This is a genomic window from Mycobacterium sp. IDUB_28 (genome assembly GCF_055419285.1).
The window spans coordinates 224,663-239,409 of record NZ_JBVAXK010000006.1 but is presented as its reverse complement, the minus strand read 5'-3'; the positions used below and the strand labels follow the sequence as shown (position 1 = coordinate 239,409).

Sequence of the window (14,747 nt, the reverse complement as noted above, 5' to 3'; positions counted from 1 at the left end):
AGGATTCCACCTATGGCCAAGCAGCACAGCCAGACGGCGCAGCGACACATCACCACGCCGTTGACGATCGATATCGCTCGGCTGGGTCGACGGCCAGGAGCGATGATTCCGCTGCGCCAAAGCGTGGACAGCCCGCTGCGCATCGGCCTGGATCTGATCGCGATCCAGCCGGGAGCACCCCTGGAGCTGGACCTGCGGCTGGAATCGGTGTCCGAAGGGGTGCTGGTGACCGGCACGGTAACCGCACCCACCGGCGGCGAGTGTTCCCGGTGCCTGTCGCCGATCCAGGGCCGGGTGCAGGTTGCGCTGACCGAGCTCTTCGCCTATCCGAACAGTGCGACCGAGGCGACCACCGAGCAGGACGAGGTCGGCCACGTCGTCGCCGAGACCATCGACCTCGAGCAACCGATCATCGACGCGGTGGGGCTGGAATTGCCGTTCGCGCCGGTGTGCTCATCGGATTGCCCGGGTTTGTGCACGCAGTGCGGCATTTCGCTGGCCGCCGAGCCCGACCACCGGCACGATCAGATCGACCCCAGGTGGGCCAAGCTCGCCGGAATACTGCCCCCGCCGGACGGGGGCGAGCAGTGACCCCCTCCCGGCAGGTCCTGCTGGACGCGCTGGGCGTCGACCTGCCCGAAGACCTGCTCACGCTGGCGTTGACGCACCGCAGTTACGCCTACGAGAACGGCGGTCTGCCCACCAATGAGCGGCTGGAGTTTCTCGGCGATGCCGTATTAGGCCTCACCATCACCGACGAGCTCTACCACCGGCATCCGGACCGGTCGGAGGGCGACCTGGCCAAGTTGCGTGCCAGCGTCGTCAACACCCTGGCGCTGGCGGACGTGGCGCGCCGCCTGCCCGGCGACGGGCTGGGCGTGCACGTACTGCTCGGTCGCGGGGAAGCGAACACCGGTGGCGCGGACAAGTCCAGCATCCTGGCCGACGGGATGGAGTCGTTGCTCGGCGCGATCTATCTGCAGCACGGGATCGACGTCGCACGGGAGGTCATCCTGCGCCTGTTCGGCCCGCTGCTGGACGCCGCGCCGACCCTGGGTGCCGGTCTGGACTGGAAGACCAGCCTGCAAGAACTCACCGCCTCGCTGACGCTCGGCACGCCGACCTACCAGGTGACCTCGACCGGGCCCGACCACGACAAAGAATTCACCGCGGTGGTGGTGGTGATGGAGACCGAATACGGGTCGGGCGTCGGCCGCTCCAAGAAGGAAGCCGAGCAGAAGGCGGCGTCGGCTGCGTACAAAACACTCGAGGCAGCGCACGTGCTCGACACCGCGGGGAAATCCTGAAGCTCCGATGACGGTGACAAGCCGGTGCCTGCTGCGCCGACAGTGAATTTCCCGACGGTCGCGCGGCGTGTCCGGTCGCGGATTGCACAGTGGGCCCAGGAGGGCGGACATGCCTGAGCTACCTGAAGTCGAGGTGGTGCGGCGCGGTCTGCAGTCCCATGTGGTCGACAAGACGATCACCGCGGTCCGCGTCCACCACCCCCGCGCGGTGCGGCGCCACGAGGCCGGCCCGGCCGACCTGACCGCCCGGCTGCTCGACGCCCGGATCACCGGCACCGATCGGCGCGGCAAGTACCTGTGGCTGACGTTGGGTACCGGCGAGGCCCTGGTGGTCCACCTCGGCATGAGTGGCCAGATGTTGCTGGGGGTGGTGCCGCGCGCTGACCACGTGCGGATTTCGGCGTTGCTCGACGACGGGACGGTGTTGAGTTTCGCCGACCAGCGCACCTTCGGCGGCTGGCTGCTTGCCGATCTGGTGACGGTCGACGGCAGCGTCGTGCCGCAGCCGGTCGCGCACCTGGCGCGCGATCCGCTGGATCCGCAGTTCAACGCCGCGGCGGTGGTGGATGTATTGCGGCGCAAGCATTCTGAGATCAAGCGCCAACTGCTGGACCAGCAGGTGGTCTCGGGCATCGGCAACATCTACGCCGACGAAGCCCTGTGGCGAGCCCAGGTCAACGGCGCGCGGATTGCGGCCACGCTGCCGCGCCGGCGGCTGGCCGCGGTGCTGGAATCGGCGGCTGAGGTGATGCGCGAAGCGCTGGCCAAGGGTGGCACCTCGTTCGATTCGCTGTACGTCAACGTCAACGGGGAGTCGGGTTACTTCGACCGGTCGCTGGACGCCTACGGCCGCGACGGGCAGCCGTGCCGGCGCTGCGGGGCGGTGATGCGCCGGGAGAAGTTCATGAACCGCTCGTCGTTCTATTGCCCGAAATGTCAACCGCGGCCGCGCCGTTGAGCCATTGACTCTGCGCTCTGGCCGCAGAATCGGCCGAAACAGCGCCCTCACCGCAGACTCAACACACAGAAGAGAGGAACTATGACGCAACTGTGGGTGGAACGCACCGGCACCCGCCGCTATACCGGGCACAGCTCCCGGGGAGCACAGGTGCTCGTCGGGAGCGAGGACGTCGAGGGGGTGTTCACTCCCGGCGAATTGCTGAAGATCGCGCTCGCCGCGTGTAGCGGCATGGCCAGTGACCAGCCGTTGGCCCGCCGGCTCGGTGACGACTACCGGGCGGTGATCCGCGTGTCCGGCGCCGCTGACCGGGAAAAAGAGGTCTACCCGCTGCTCGAAGAGACCCTCGAACTGGACCTGTCGGGACTGAGCGACGAAGACCAGCAACGGGTGCGCACTGTCGTCGACCGGGCCGTCGACGCGGTGTGCACAGTGGGTCGAACGCTGAGATCGGGCAGCACGGTGACGTTCGGAGTCCGCGATGTCGGGGCCTGACGTGCTACTGACCGCCTGGGTGCACGGCCACGTCCAGGGCGTTGGTTTCCGCTGGTGGACGCGCTGCCGCGCGCTGGAGCAGGGGTTGACGGGGTACGCCGCCAACCACGCCGACGGGCGCGTGCTCGTCGTGGCCAACGGGCCGCGTGAGTCCGGCGAGAAGCTGCTGCACCTGCTGCGCGGCGACAGCACGCCGGGACGGGTGGACAAGGTCGTCGCCGACTGGTCGGAGCCGACCGAGCAGTTCACCGGATTCGTCGAGCGTTAGCGGGCACGGCCCTCGCCGAGCGTCACGCCAGCGTGGCGTCGGGCGTTGGCCGCCACGCTGGCGTGACGTTCGGCGCGACGGGTGACGGGCGATGGCCACGCGCTCGGCTGCTGGCGTGACGCTCGGCGCGATGGCAGACGGCCCGAGTAGTCTGGCTCGCCATGTACCTCAAGAGTCTGACGCTGAAGGGCTTCAAGTCCTTCGCCGCGCCTACGACTCTGCGTTTCGAGCCGGGCATCACCGCCGTCGTCGGGCCCAACGGCTCCGGCAAGTCCAATGTGGTCGACGCGCTGGCCTGGGTGATGGGCGAACAGGGCGCCAAGACGCTGCGTGGCGGCAAGATGGAAGACGTCATCTTCGCCGGCACCTCCTCCCGTGCCCCGCTGGGACGCGCCGAGGTCACCGTCACCATCGACAACTCCGACAATGCACTGCCGATCGAGTACTCCGAGGTGTCCATCACCCGCCGGATGTTCCGCGACGGCGCCAGCGAGTACGAAATCAACGGCAGCAGTTGCCGTTTGATGGATGTCCAGGAACTCCTGAGCGACTCCGGCATCGGCCGCGAGATGCATGTGATCGTCGGGCAGGGCAAGCTCGACGAGATCCTGCAGTCCCGCCCCGAAGACCGGCGGGCGTTCATCGAAGAAGCCGCGGGCGTGCTCAAGCACCGCAAGCGCAAGGAAAAGGCGCTGCGCAAACTCGACGCGATGGCAGCCAACCTGGCCCGTCTGTCGGACCTGACCACCGAACTGCGGCGCCAGCTCAAGCCGCTGGGCCGGCAGGCCGAAGTGGCCCGGCGTGCCCAGACCATCCAGGCCGACCTACGCGATTCCCGGTTGCGCCTGGCCGCCGACGACCTGGTCAGCCGGCGCACCGAACGGCAGGCCATCTTCGACGCCGAAGCGTCCATGCGCCGCGAACATGACGAAGCCGCGGCCCGCCTGTCGGTCGCCGCGGAGGAACTGGCCGCGCACGAAGCGGCACTGTCGGAGCTCTCCGGACGCGCCGAATCCGTCCAGCAGACCTGGTTCCGGCTGTCCGCGCTGGCCGAACGGGTCGGTGCGACGGTGCGGATCGCCAGCGAGCGGGCGCAGCATCTTGACGTGGAACCGGTCCGGGCCAGCGACACCGACCCCGACGCGTTGGACGCCGAGGCCGACGAGGTGGCGTCTGCCGAGCAGCAACTGCTGGCAGAACTAGACGAGGCCCGCGCCCGCCTGGACGGCGCCCGCGCCGAACTGGCCGAGTGGGAGCGCCGCGCGGTCGAGGCGGACAAGGCGCACCTGGCGGCGGTACGCGCCGAGGCGGACCGGCGCGAAGGTCTGGCGCGGCTGGCCGGCCAGGTGGAGACCATGCGGGCGCGGGTCGAGTCGACCGACGAGAGCCTCGCGCGGCTCTCCGAGCGGATCGAGCAGGCCGACGCCCGTGCCCAACAGACCCGCGCCGAGTTCGAGAGCGTGCAGGGTCGCGTCGGGCAGCTGGACCAGGGTGAGTTGGGTCTGGACCAGCAGTATGAGCGGACGATGTCCGCGGTGCGGCTGGCCGACGCGCGGGTCGCCGAGCTGCAGACCGCCGAACGTAGCGCCGAACGCCAGGTCGCCTCGTTGCGGGCTCGCATCGACGCGTTGTCGGTGAGCCTGGAACGCAAGGACGGGACCGCCTGGCTGACCCGAAATCACGGTGGCGCAGGGCTTTTCGGTTCGATCGCGGAGTTGGTCAAAGTGTCCCCGGGCTACGAGGCGGCGGTGGCAGCGGTGCTGGGGTCGGCGGCCGACGCGCTGGCCGCCGACAGCCTGGGCACCGCGCGCAGCGCGGTCACCGCGCTCAAACAGGCCGACGGTGGTCGTGCGGCGCTGGTGCTCAGCGATTGGCCCGCACCGACGCCTGAGTCGCCGGAGTTGCCCGACGGGTCCCGCTGGGCGCTGGACCTCATCGACGCGCCGGCCCGGCTGCGTGGGGCGTTGGCGGCGATGCTCTCCGACGTCGCGGTCGTCGAGGATCTCGGTCACGCGCTGGACCTGGTGGCCAGCCGTCCTCAGCTGCGCGCGGTCACCCGCGACGGCGACCTGGTCGGCGCGGGCCGGGTGAGCGGCGGGTCGGACCGCAAGTTGTCCACGCTGGAGGTCGCCTCGGAGATCGACAAGGCGCGCAGCGAACTGGCCGCCGCCGAAGAACAGGTCGCTGCGCTCAGCGCCGCGCTGTCCGGGGCGCTGACCGAACAGAGCGCTCGCCAGGATGCCGCCGAGCATGCGCTGGCGGCGCTCAACGAGTCCGACACCGCCATTTCGGCGATGTATGACCAGCTCGGCCGGCTGGGCCAGGATGCGCGGACGGCGCAGGACGAGTGGACCCGATTGCTGCAGCAACGCGAACAATTGGAAGCCGGGCGCGCCGGGACCGTCGAGGAAGTGGCCGAGCTGGAGACGCGGCTGCGCAATGCGCAGCAAACCGAGTATGTCACCGAGGAGGAGGCAAGCCCGGCGCAGGCGCGTCAGGAGATCGCGGCCGCCGCCGACCGGGCACGCAGCGTCGAGGTCGAGGCCCGGCTGGCAGTGCGCACCGCCGAGGAGCGCGCCAATGCGGTGCGCGGGCGTGCCGACTCGCTGCGCCGGGCCGCCGCGGCCGAACGCAAGGCGCGATCGCTGGCCGAACAGGCGCGCGCAGCCCGGGTGCGGGCCGCCGCGGTGGCCGCCGCGGTCGCCGAGTCCGGTCGGTCGCTGGCCGGTCGGCTCGATCTCGTCGTGGCCGCGGCGTCGAAGATGCGGGACGAGCTGGCCGCCGAACGCCAGCAGCGGGCAGCGGCAATGACCGCAGTTCGCGAGGAGACCAACACGTTGAGCGCGCGGGTGGCGGCGCTCACCGATTCGCTGCACCGCGACGAGGTGGCCAACGCCCAGGCGGCGCTGCGCATCGAGCAGCTCGAGCAGATGGTCCTCGACCAGTTCGGCATGGCGCCGGCCGACCTGGTCGCCGAGTACGGACCCGACGTCCCGCTGCCGCCGACCGAGCTGGAGATGGCCGAGTTCGAGCAGGCCCGGGAGCGCGGGGAGCAGGTCGTCGCGCCCGCCCCGATGCCCTACGACCGCACCACCCAGGAGCGTCGGGCCAAACGCGCCGAGCGGGAGCTGGCCGAACTGGGACGGGTCAATCCGCTGGCCCTGGAAGAGTTCGCTGCGCTGGAGGAGCGGTACAACTTCCTGTCCACCCAGCTCGAAGACGTCAAGGCCGCCCGCAAGGATCTGCTCGACGTCGTCGCTGACGTCGACGCCCGCATCCTGCAGGTGTTCAGCGAGGCATTCTTCGACGTCGAACGCGAGTTCCAGACCGTATTCACCGCGCTGTTCCCCGGCGGCGAGGGCCGGCTCCGGCTGACTCAACCCGACGACATGCTCACCACCGGCATCGAGGTGGAGGCCCGTCCGCCGGGCAAGAAGGTGACCCGGCTGTCGTTGCTGTCCGGCGGCGAGAAGGCGCTGACGGCGGTGGCGATGCTGGTCGCGATCTTCCGGGCCCGCCCGTCGCCGTTCTACATCATGGACGAGGTGGAGGCCGCGCTGGACGACGTGAACTTGCGCCGCCTGATCGGGCTGTTCGAGATGCTGCGGGACCGCTCGCAGCTGATCATCATCACCCACCAGAAGCCCACCATGGAAGTGGCGGACGCGCTCTACGGCGTGACGATGCAAGGTGACGGCATCACCGCCGTGATCTCGCAGCGGATCCGGGGGCAGCAGGTCGATCGGCTAGCTACCACGCCGGTATAAGCCGGTTGCTCCGACGGGCTGCAGAACTGCCCGGCGTTCGAGCGTGCCGTTGGTTACGGGGTGTGCACTCAGGGCGTCGGGTGTGCACGCAGGGCCTGGAATGTGTACTGGCGGAGGGATTCTCGCGGGATTGCCGCCCTGGTTACACCGCTGAAACCCTGACTTCACACTCAACGCCCTGCCCGCACACCCGACGTCGGAGCGCGTGGGCAGCGCACGCGAACAGCCCAGCCCAAGAGCCGCCCGACCCGCCCCCAACCCGCCGAGTGCCTGACACCCCCCGGCTGGAAGGATTGTCCGCGTGTCCGAAGGTCTATGGATCGCCGTCGCGGTCGTCGCCGTCCTGCTCATCATCGCGGCGCTGGTCGTCGGACTGGTGCGGTACCGCACGCGCAGGATCAGCCTGGCGCCGCGCCCGCAAACCGACGCGATCGACAAATCCGGCGGCTACACCGCATCGTCCGGCATCACGTTCAGCCAGACCCCGACGCCGACCCTGGACCGGCCCGAACCGGTAGAGCGGATCGACACCAGCGGTCTGCCCGCCGTCGGGGACGACGCGACCATCCCGCGCGACGCGCCCAAGCGCCCGATCTCCGAAGTCCACCTCCCTGAGGTCGAGGCGCCGCCGGCCGAACCCGAGATCCCCGAAGGTCTCGAGGTCCTCGACGTCCTGGAACCGGAAGCGCCCGAAGCGCCCGCGGTGGAGGAGATCGAACCGACCGAAGGGCGACTGGAACGCCTGCGCGGCCGGCTGGCCCGGTCGCAGAACGCGCTCGGGCGCAGCATGCTGGGCCTGATCGGCGGCGGCGACCTGGACGAGGACTCCTGGCAGGACGTCGAGGACACCCTGCTGGTCGCCGACCTGGGCCCGGTGGTCACCGAGTCGGTGGTGAGCCAGCTGCGCGCCCGGCTGGCCAGCACCAACGTGCGCACTGAGGCCGACGCCCGCGCGGTGCTGCGGGACGTCCTGATCAAAGAGCTGCATCCCGAGATGGACCGATCCATCCGGGCGCTGCCGCACGCCGACCATCCGTCGGTGTTGCTGGTGGTCGGCGTCAACGGCACCGGCAAGACGACCACGGTCGGCAAACTGGCCCGGGTGTTGGTGGCCGACGGTCGCCGCGTGGTGCTGGGTGCGGCGGACACCTTCCGGGCCGCGGCGGCCGATCAGCTGCAGACCTGGGCGTCGCGGGTCGGCGCGGAAGTGGTGCGCGGCGCCGAGGGCGCTGACCCGGCGTCGGTGGCGTTCGACGCCGTCGACAAGGGCATCGCGGCCGGCGCCGACGTCGTCCTGATCGACACCGCCGGCCGGTTGCACACCAAGGTCGGCCTGATGGACGAATTGGGCAAGGTCAAGCGCATCGTGACCCGTCGGGCGTCGGTCGACGAGGTGCTGCTGGTGCTCGACGCCACGATCGGGCAGAACGGACTGGCCCAGGCCAAGGTGTTCGCCGACGTCGTCGAGATCACCGGCGCGGTGCTGACCAAGCTGGACGGAACCGCCAAGGGCGGCATCGTTTTCCGCGTCCAGCAGGAACTCGGCGTGCCGGTGAAGTTGGTCGGGCTGGGCGAAGGCCCCGACGATCTGGCGCCGTTCGAGCCCGCGGCGTTCGTCGACGCCCTGCTCGGCAAGTAGGTATTACACAGCAGTCTTTACGTTAATCCTGACGAAACATCGCCGCCCCATTCGCGCAACAACTTATGCGCATGGTTCTGGGCAGGTCGCCAGTCATCCATCTGGGGCCCTCCCGATGCTGACTGGAGGTGATAGCGAGTGAGTTTCCCGATTATGGGCCAGCCCAACACGGGCGATACCGCCTGGATGCTGGCGAGTTCCGCGCTCGTTCTGTTAATGACGCCGGGCCTGGCGTTCTTCTACGGCGGCATGGTGCGCGCCAAGAGCGTGCTCAACATGATCATGATGAGCATCAGCGCGATGGGCGTCGTCACGGTGCTCTGGGTGCTCTACGGCTACTCGATGGCATTCGGCACCGACACCGGCAACGTGGTGGGCAGCCCGACCCAATACTTCGGGCTCAAGGGGCTCATCGGCGGCAACGCCGTCGCGGCCGACCCCACCAAGACTCCGCCGTTGGCGGCGACGGACATCCCGCTGGCCGGCACCCTGCCCGCCACCGTGTTCGTGGCCTTCCAGCTGATGTTCGCGATCATCACCGTCGCTCTGATCTCCGGCGCGGTCGCCGACCGGCTCAAGTTCAGCGCCTGGCTGGTGTTCTCCGGCCTGTGGGCGACGCTGGTCTACTTCCCGGTCGCGCACTGGGTGTTCGCGTTCGACGGGTTCGCCGCCGAGAAGGGCGGCTGGATCGCCAACAAGCTGCACGCGATCGACTTCGCCGGCGGTACCGCGGTACATATCAACGCCGGTGTGGCCGGCCTGGTCCTGGCGATCGTGCTGGGCAAGCGCAAGGGTTGGCCCACCACGCTGTTCCGGCCGCACAACCTGCCGTTCGTGATGCTCGGCGCCGGCCTGCTGTGGTTCGGCTGGTACGGGTTCAACGCCGGTTCGGCGACCAGCTCCAACGGTGCTGCCGGTTCGACGTTCCTCACCACCACGGTGGCGACGGCCGCGGCGATGCTGGCCTGGCTGCTCACCGAGCGCATCCGCGACGGACACGCGACGACGTTGGGCGCGGCCTCGGGAATCGTCGCCGGCCTGGTCGCCATCACGCCGTCCTGTTCGTCGGTGAACGTCGTCGGTGCCCTGGTGATCGGCGTGGTCGCCGGTGTGCTGTGTGCGCTGGCCGTCGGGTTGAAGTTCAAGCTCGGGTTCGACGACTCGCTCGACGTGGTTGGGGTGCACCTGGTCGGCGGGCTGGCCGGCACCTTGCTGGTGGGCCTGGTCGCCGCTCCGGAAAGTGTGGCGATCAACGGCGTGAGCGGCGTGTCCGCCGGATGGTTCTACGGCGGGGGCCCGGACCAGCTGGAACGGCAGGCTGTCGGGGCGTTCGCCGTGCTGGCCTACTCCGGCGTGGTCACGCTGGTCCTGGCGCTTATCCTGAAGTACACCATCGGGCTGCGTCTGGGGGCTGAGCAGGAGGCCGCCGGGATCGACGAGTCGGAGCACGCGGAGAGCGGCTACGACTTCGCGGTCGCCAGTGGTTCGGTGCTTCCGAGGGCCAGCATCCCGCCGCAGAGTAGCGTCAACGGCCGGGAAGAGCGCGTGGGCGAGAAAGTGGAGGCGGAGTAGACATGAAGCTGATCACCGCGATCGTAAAGCCGTTTACCCTCGACGACGTCAAGACCAGCCTCGAGGACGCCGGCGTCCTGGGCATGACCGTCAGCGAGATCCAGGGCTACGGGCGGCAGAAGGGTCACACCGAGGTCTACCGGGGTGCGGAGTACTCCGTCGACTTCGTGCCCAAAGTGCGGATCGAGGTCGTCGTCGACGACGCCATCGTCGACAAGGTCGTGGACAGCATCGTCCGGGCCGCCCGGACCGGCAAGATCGGCGACGGCAAGGTGTGGGTCAGCCCGGTCGACACCATCGTGCGCGTCCGCACCGGTGAGCGCGGATCGGACGCTTTGTGAGTAGAACCGGCCGGGTGTGACCACGACGGACCGGCCGGATTCTTCACAGACACCAGAAAGCGCCGCGGCGGCAGTCGATCTGGCTGCCGCCCGGCGCGAACTGTTGTCTGAGGGGCTCCAGGGGCTCACCCCCGCGCAGATGCGCCAGAGGGTCCTCGAACTGCACGAATCCTGGCTGAAGGCCAAGGCTGCCGAGATCGGCATCGGCGACGGCAGCGGATACGCGATCGTGGCGGTGGGCGGGCTGGGCCGGCGCGAATTGCTGCCGTACTCCGACCTCGACCTGGTGCTGCTGCACGACGGCAAACCCGCCGACGTGCTGGGCCCGGTGGCGGACAAACTGTGGTATCCGTTGTGGGACGCGAACATTCGGCTCGACCACAGCGTGCGCACCGTCAGTGAGGCGCTCAGCACGGCCAACGCGGACCTGACCGCCGCCCTGGGCATGCTGGAAGCGCGGCACATCGCCGGCGAGGAGCAGCTCTCCGCCGATCTGGTCAGCGGGGTGCGACGGCAATGGCGCACCGGAATCCGTTCCCGCATGGACGAACTCGTCGACATGACGCACGCCCGCTGGTTGCGGCTGGGGCGCATCGCCCACCGGGCTGAGCCCGACCTGAAATCCGGCCGCGGCGGGCTGCGCGATGCGCAGTTGCTCAACGCACTGGCGCTGGCCCAGCTCATCGACCGCAGCGGCATGTCCCGCTCGGACAACCCGGCCGGGTCACTCGACGAGGCCTACCTCACGTTGCTCGATGTGCGCACCGAACTGCACATGGTGTCGCGCCGCGGACGCGATCAGGTGCTCGCCCAATTCGCCGACGAGATCAGCGCCGCATTGGGCGTCGGCGACCGGTTCGACCTGGCGCGCATGCTCTCCAGCGCCGGACGCACCATCGGCTACCACGCCGTCACCGGCCTGCGCACCGCCGCCAACGCGCTGCCCCGGCGCGGCATCTCGGCGTTCATCGGCCGGCCCAAACGCCGCCCGCTGGACGAGGGCGTGGTCGAGTACGCGGGGGAGATCGTGCTGGCCCGCGAAGCCCAACCCGACCGTGATCCCGGCCTGGTGCTGCGGGTGGCGGCGGCATCGGCCGACAGCGGCGTGCCGATCGGCGCGGCGACGCTGAGCCGGCTGGCCGACAGCGCCCCGCCGCTGCCCACGCCCTGGCCGCGGGAAGCCCTGGACGATCTGCTGGTGGTGTTGCTGGCCGGACCCACCGCGGTGCCCACCATCGAGGCGCTCGACCGCACCGGGCTGTGGGGACAGCTGCTGCCGGAGTGGGACGCGATCCGCGACCTGCCGCCCCGCGACGTCTCGCACAAATGGACGGTGGACCGCCACGTCGTCGAGTGCGCGGTGCACGCCGCGCCGCTGACCACCAACGTCGCCCGGCCCGACCTGCTGGCACTCGGCGCGCTGCTGCACGACATCGGCAAGGGTCGCGGCGTGGACCACTGTGTGTTCGGCGCGGACCTGGTGGTTCCGATCGCTGAGCGCCTGGGGTTGTCGGCCGCTGACATCAACACGCTGACGCAGATGGTCCGCCATCATCTGCTGTTGCCGATCACGGCCACCCGCAGCGACCTGAACGACCCGGCGATCATCGAGTCGGTGTCCGAGGCGCTGGGTGGCGATCCGCAACTGCTCGAACTGATGCACGCGCTGTCCGAGGCCGACTCCAAGGCCACCGGACCCGGGGTGTGGAGCGACTGGAAGGCCTCGCTGGTCGAGGACCTGGTGCGCCGGTGCCGGATGGCGATGGCCGGTGAGACGTTGCCGCAAGCCGAACCCACTGCGCCGCACTATCTTTCACTGGCCGCCCAAAAAGGGGTGCACGTCGAGATCAATGCCGGCGATGGCGAGCGGCTGACTGCGGTGATGGTGGCCCCGGACGAGCGCGGCCTGGTGTCCAAAGCGGCTGCGGTACTGGCGCTGAACTCGCTGCGGGTGCATTCGGCGTCGGTGAACGTGCACGAGGGCGTTGCGATCACCGAGTTCGTGGTCTCGCCACTGTTCGGTTCGCCGCCGGCGGCCGACATGCTGCGTCAGGCGTTCGTGGGTGCGCTGCGCGGTGACGTCGACGTGCTGGGGACGCTGGAGAAGCGGGATCTGGAGGCCACCAGCTCGGCGACCGCGCGGGCGGGGGAGGTGCAGGTGGGCGTGCCAGTCACCCGCTCGACCGCGCCGCCGCGCATCCTGTGGCTAGACACCGACACACCCGGGCAGCTGATCCTGGAAGTCCGCGCCATGGACCGGGTGGGCCTGCTCGCCCTGCTGGCCTGGGCGCTGGAACGCGCCGACACCGACGTCGTCTGGGCGAAGGTGAACACGTTCGGTTCGACGGCCGCCGACGTGTTCTGTGTGACGGTCCCGCCGGACTCGAACGCCCGCACCGCGGTGGAAAAGAACTTGCTGGACGTGCTGGGCGCCCCGGCGGTGGTGATGGTCGACGAGCCGGTAGGGGACTAGCCCGGTTCGCCCCGCTGCCCACCGGCCGCCGGGTGTGCGGTTTCCGACAGGACACGCCGCCGAAGCGTCGCCATTTTCACACTCGCCGAGACGGTTGCGGCGCTACTCCGAGTTCAATTGCCGTACCGCGACGATCCGCTCCTGGAGCTGATCCCGCGTCGCTGCGGCGATCGGTGGGCCGCCGCAGCGCCGCCGCAGCTCGTTGTGGATCCAGCCGTGCGGCTTGCCGGTGCGGTGATGTGCCACCGAGACCAGCGCGTTGAGCTCGCGACGCAGTTCGCGCAGCTGTCCGTGGGTGGTGACCGGCACCGCCGGTCCAGCGACGGCCGCACGCTTCTGCAGCTGCTCGTCCTGACGGCGGTGCAGCAGCGCACGCATCTGCTCGGCGTCGAGCAGGCCGGGAATGCCGAGATAGTCGGCCTCCTCGTCGCTGCCCGCGGGGGTGGCGGTACCGAACGATGACCCGTCGAAGATGACCTGGTCCAGCTCGGCGTCGGCCCCCAGCGAGACAAAGCCCTTTTCTTCGCCGGGCTCGTTCTGCTCCTTGACGGCGGGGTCGTCCAGCAGCGGGTCGTCGAGCGACTCGCGGTGCGGTTTGCCCAGCACGTGATTGCGCTGGGCTTCCAGCTCGCTGGCCAGCTGCAGCAGATTGGGCACCGACGGCAGGAAGATGCTGGCCGTTTCGCCGGGCCGGCGGGATCGCACGAACCGGCCGATGGCCTGGGCGAAGAACAGGGGGGTCGAGGCGCTGGTGGCGTAGATGCCAACCGCGAGCCGGGGCACGTCCACACCCTCGGACACCATCCGCACCGCGACCAGCCACCGACTGGTGCCGGCCGAGAACTCGCTGATCCGGGCCGACGATTTCGGGTCGTCGGAGAGCACGACCGTGGGGTCCTCACCGGTGAGCTTCATCAGCAGCTTGGCGTAGGCACGGGCCGCGGTCTGGTCGGAGGCGATGATCATGCCGCCCGCGTCTGGCACGTGCTCGCGCAGCTGACGCAGCCGGCGATCGGCCGCGGTGATGACCGCCGGCATCCACTCTCCGGCCGGATCCAGCGCGGTGCGCCACGCCCGCGCCGTCTGCTCGGCCGACAGCGGCTCACCGAGGCGCGCCTCGTGTTCTTCCCCGGCGCTGTCCCGCCAGCGGGCCTGCCCCGAATAGGCCATGAACACCACCGGGCGGACCACGCCGTCGGCCAGGGCTTCGGCGTATCCGTAGGTGTGATCGGCGCGGGACCGGCTGAGCCCGTCGGCGTCGGGTTCGTAGGTGACGAACGGGATGGGGCTGTCGTCGCTGCGGAACGGCGTGCCGGTCAGGGCCAGGCGGCGGGTGGCGTCGCTGAACGCCTCCCGCATGGCCTCACCCCACGTCTTGGCGTCACCGCCGTGGTGGATCTCGTCGAACACCACCAGGGTCTTGCGCTGCTCGGTGCGTACCCGGTGCAGCGTCGGGTGCGCGGCCACTTGGGCGTAGGTGACGACGACGCCGTGATATTCCGGGGAGGTCTGCGGGTTGGAGTTGGAGAACTTCGGGTCCAGCGACAGCCCCTGGCGGGCGGCGGCCTGCGCCCACTGGATCTTGAGGTGCTCGGTGGGCACGACGACGGTGACTTGCTCGACCGCGCGGTGGGCGATCAGCTCGCCGGCGATCCGCAACGCGAAGGCGGTCTTGCCGGACCCCGGGGTGGCGACGGCCAGGAAGTCGCGCGGCTCGGTGCCCAGGTACTTGACCAGGGCGCGGCGCTGCCAGCCACGTAGCGACCGCGTTGTGTCGGCTGGAAAGTGTCCGACCGGCTGCAACGACAACAATCCCCCCGTGACGGTCTGTGCTGGGCTGTAAAACATAGCATGGCAACGGTTTTCGGTGCGGTAGCGACGTGAGCCTACCGCGGCGCGTCGCGGGTTTCGAGCCTCGGCGACGTCG

The 14,747-nt window shown here is 69.6% G+C and carries 11 protein-coding genes; 10 read left to right on the top strand and 1 reads right to left on the bottom strand.

Translation table 11 applies throughout. From position 1 onward, the window contains the following. Window positions 1-12 precede the first annotated feature (12 nt). The 10 genes from ACZYZ9_RS15030 (at window position 13) to ACZYZ9_RS14985 (ending at window position 12,820) form a co-directional block, all read left to right on the top strand. Complete coding sequence (locus tag ACZYZ9_RS15030; RefSeq protein WP_463827042.1) at window positions 13-591, top strand: YceD family protein; 579 nt, start codon at window positions 13-15, stop codon at window positions 589-591. After that, window positions 588-1,307 (top strand): ribonuclease III, encoded by a 720-nt coding sequence (gene rnc / locus ACZYZ9_RS15025; protein ID WP_463827041.1) that lies wholly within the window; start codon window positions 588-590, stop codon window positions 1,305-1,307. The genes ACZYZ9_RS15030 and rnc overlap by 4 nt, the downstream gene beginning before the upstream one ends. Before the next feature lie 109 nt (window positions 1,308-1,416). Beyond that, window positions 1,417-2,265 (top strand): DNA-formamidopyrimidine glycosylase, encoded by an 849-nt coding sequence (mutM, locus tag ACZYZ9_RS15020; protein ID WP_463827040.1) that lies wholly within the window; start codon window positions 1,417-1,419, stop codon window positions 2,263-2,265. Window positions 2,266-2,346: 81 nt separating this feature from the next. After that, the gene (locus ACZYZ9_RS15015; protein WP_463827039.1) at window positions 2,347-2,760 is read left to right on the top strand and encodes an OsmC family protein; all 414 of its coding nucleotides are present in this window, start codon (window positions 2,347-2,349) and stop codon (window positions 2,758-2,760) included. Further along, entirely contained in the window at window positions 2,747-3,028 is a 282-nt protein-coding gene (locus ACZYZ9_RS15010; protein ID WP_463827038.1) for an acylphosphatase, read from the top strand. Before ACZYZ9_RS15015 ends, ACZYZ9_RS15010 begins: the two co-directional genes overlap by 14 nt. Window positions 3,029-3,189: 161 nt before the next feature. Next, window positions 3,190-6,795, top strand: coding sequence for a chromosome segregation protein SMC (smc, locus tag ACZYZ9_RS15005; RefSeq protein ID WP_463827037.1), 3,606 nt, complete (start codon window positions 3,190-3,192; stop codon window positions 6,793-6,795). Between the two features lie 301 nt (window positions 6,796-7,096). Next, window positions 7,097-8,434: a signal recognition particle-docking protein FtsY gene (gene ftsY, locus ACZYZ9_RS15000; RefSeq protein WP_463827036.1), complete on the top strand. Its 1,338-nt coding sequence runs from the start codon at window positions 7,097-7,099 to the stop codon at window positions 8,432-8,434. Window positions 8,435-8,587: 153 nt separating this feature from the next. Beyond that, on the top strand, window positions 8,588-10,006 hold the full coding sequence (locus ACZYZ9_RS14995) for an ammonium transporter (protein WP_463827181.1): 1,419 nt from the start codon (window positions 8,588-8,590) through the stop codon (window positions 10,004-10,006). Between the two features lie 2 nt (window positions 10,007-10,008). Then, window positions 10,009-10,347, top strand: coding sequence for a nitrogen regulatory protein P-II (glnB, locus tag ACZYZ9_RS14990; protein WP_463827035.1), 339 nt, complete (start codon window positions 10,009-10,011; stop codon window positions 10,345-10,347). 16 nt (window positions 10,348-10,363) lie between these two features. Then, a complete protein-coding gene (locus ACZYZ9_RS14985) occupies window positions 10,364-12,820 on the top strand; it encodes a [protein-PII] uridylyltransferase (protein WP_463827034.1) in 2,457 nt (818 codons plus the stop codon). A 102-nt stretch (window positions 12,821-12,922) separates the two neighbouring features. On the opposite strand, the gene ACZYZ9_RS14980 is transcribed toward ACZYZ9_RS14985, so the two are convergent. After that, a complete protein-coding gene (locus ACZYZ9_RS14980; protein ID WP_463827033.1) occupies window positions 12,923-14,668 on the bottom strand; it encodes a DEAD/DEAH box helicase in 1,746 nt (581 codons plus the stop codon). Window positions 14,669-14,747 lie beyond the last annotated feature (79 nt).

Excerpts from the sequence above, each read along its gene's own strand:
- ACZYZ9_RS15030 (WP_463827042.1), top strand. The coding sequence starts at position 13 with ATGGCCAAGCAGCACAGCCAGACGGCGCAGCGACACATCACCACGCCG.
- mutM (WP_463827040.1), top strand. The coding sequence starts at position 1,417 with ATGCCTGAGCTACCTGAAGTCGAGGTGGTGCGGCGCGGTCTGCAGTCC.
- ACZYZ9_RS15015 (WP_463827039.1), top strand. The coding sequence starts at position 2,347 with ATGACGCAACTGTGGGTGGAACGCACCGGCACCCGCCGCTATACCGGG.
- ACZYZ9_RS15010 (WP_463827038.1), top strand. The coding sequence starts at position 2,747 with ATGTCGGGGCCTGACGTGCTACTGACCGCCTGGGTGCACGGCCACGTC.
- smc (WP_463827037.1), top strand. The coding sequence starts at position 3,190 with ATGTACCTCAAGAGTCTGACGCTGAAGGGCTTCAAGTCCTTCGCCGCG.
- ACZYZ9_RS14995 (WP_463827181.1), top strand. The coding sequence starts at position 8,588 with ATGGGCCAGCCCAACACGGGCGATACCGCCTGGATGCTGGCGAGTTCC.
- glnB (WP_463827035.1), top strand. The coding sequence starts at position 10,009 with ATGAAGCTGATCACCGCGATCGTAAAGCCGTTTACCCTCGACGACGTC.
- ACZYZ9_RS14980 (WP_463827033.1), bottom strand. The coding sequence starts at position 14,668 with ATGTTTTACAGCCCAGCACAGACCGTCACGGGGGGATTGTTGTCGTTG.